2 pseudogenes are annotated in these 1,514 nt (G+C 31.7%); both read left to right on the top strand.

Annotation, left to right across the window (positions count from 1 at the left end):
• Positions 1–805 (top strand): annotated as a pseudogene (locus tag EKL98_RS15750) (DNA gyrase/topoisomerase IV subunit A); the annotation flags it as partial.
• A 214-nt stretch (positions 806–1,019) separates the two neighbouring features.
• Positions 1,020–1,514 (top strand): annotated as a pseudogene (locus EKL98_RS18685) (IS982 family transposase); the annotation flags it as partial.

Here is a 1,514-nt window from a genome sequence, read left to right as displayed (position 1 = left end):
TACTTGTAATCCAAATGGTGAAGCCGAAGTAATTACGATTCTTTTACGTCAAATAGGAACCATCAAAAAACTGAAATGGGATGTCGATTTTGCCACAATGGCAATCAAAGGACGTGCTTCGAAGGGGAATTTGGTTAGTAAATATCCAATCAAGAAAATCGAAATCAAGGAAAAAGGAATTTCAACTTTGAAACCTAGAAAGATATGGTTTGATGACACGGTTCAAAAATTAAATGTTGATGCCAGAGGAGAATTATTGGGCGAATTCAGACCAAACGACAAGATTTTAGTAATTTCTCAAACAGGAAAATTAAAAGTCATTATTCCAGAATTATCTACTCATTTCGATGAAGATATGGTTGTTATGGAGAAATGGCATCCCAAAAAACCAATTTCGGCCATTTATTACGATGGCGAAAAAGAACGTTATTATATTAAAAGATTCTTGATAGAAAGCGAGGGTAAAGAAGAAATTTTCATCACAGAACATCCTAAATCGCAATTAGAAATTGTTTCCACTGATTATCGTCCGATGGCCGAATTGGTTTTTACAAAAGTAAAAGGCGTTCAAAAAGAAAATCAAACGGTAGATATCGAGAGTTTCATCGCTGTAAAAGGCTTGAAAGCGCTAGGAAATCAATTGACGACTGATAAGTTGAAACAAGTTAATTTGCTAGAATCGTTGCCTTATGATGAACCAGAAGAAGTTGTTCCCGAAGAACTAGAAGTACGAGGCAATACCAATATTGACGATGGAAATATTCAACTCGATGATGACGGTCAGATTACTTTAAGTTTAGAATAAAAAAAGCTCCGAAAGGAGCTTTTTTTGTGTTGAGATGCTTAAAATGTGGTATTTACTCAATTTTGCTTTAACAATGAACAATAATTTATTCTTATTTCGATTAAATTAATAACCTGAATTCGGTTAATATTATAAGTCCCAAATTTGCATAAAAAAAAGAATAGTTGTCCATTTAAAGTCCTGAAATTCAAATATTTAAACAACTATTCCTCTTATGATTAATTTTGATAAAGTTACTGATATTTTTTGTCTTGTTGATGAGTTTTGCAATAATTTTGATAATTGTACCAAAGATTTCATTCTTGGAAACCCTTCAAAGCGCCCTCCTATAATGTCTAAAAGTGAAGTTATAACAATTACAATTTTATTTCATTTGAGTGGTTTTAGATGCTTTAAACACTTCTATATTTACCATGTTCAAAAGCATATGCAAGATGATTTTCCAAATACAGTTTCATATAATCGGTTCACAGAATTAATGCAAAGCAATATTTTACCACTAAATATGTTCTTGCAAACGTGTTGTTTAGGGAAATGTACAGGGATTTCATTTGTTGATTCAACACCAATTAGGGTTTGTAAAAAAAAAGAATTAAGCGCAATAAAGTATTTAAAGATATTGCTCAAGTTGGCAAATCTACGATGGGTTATTTTTATGGGGTTAAACTTCATATCGTCATAAATGACAAAGGAGAAATTCTAAGCTTTA

This window comes from Flavobacterium bomense, assembly GCF_003970355.1.
The sequence above is the reverse complement of the archived record's forward strand: the minus strand, read 5'-3'. Positions and strand labels throughout refer to the sequence as shown.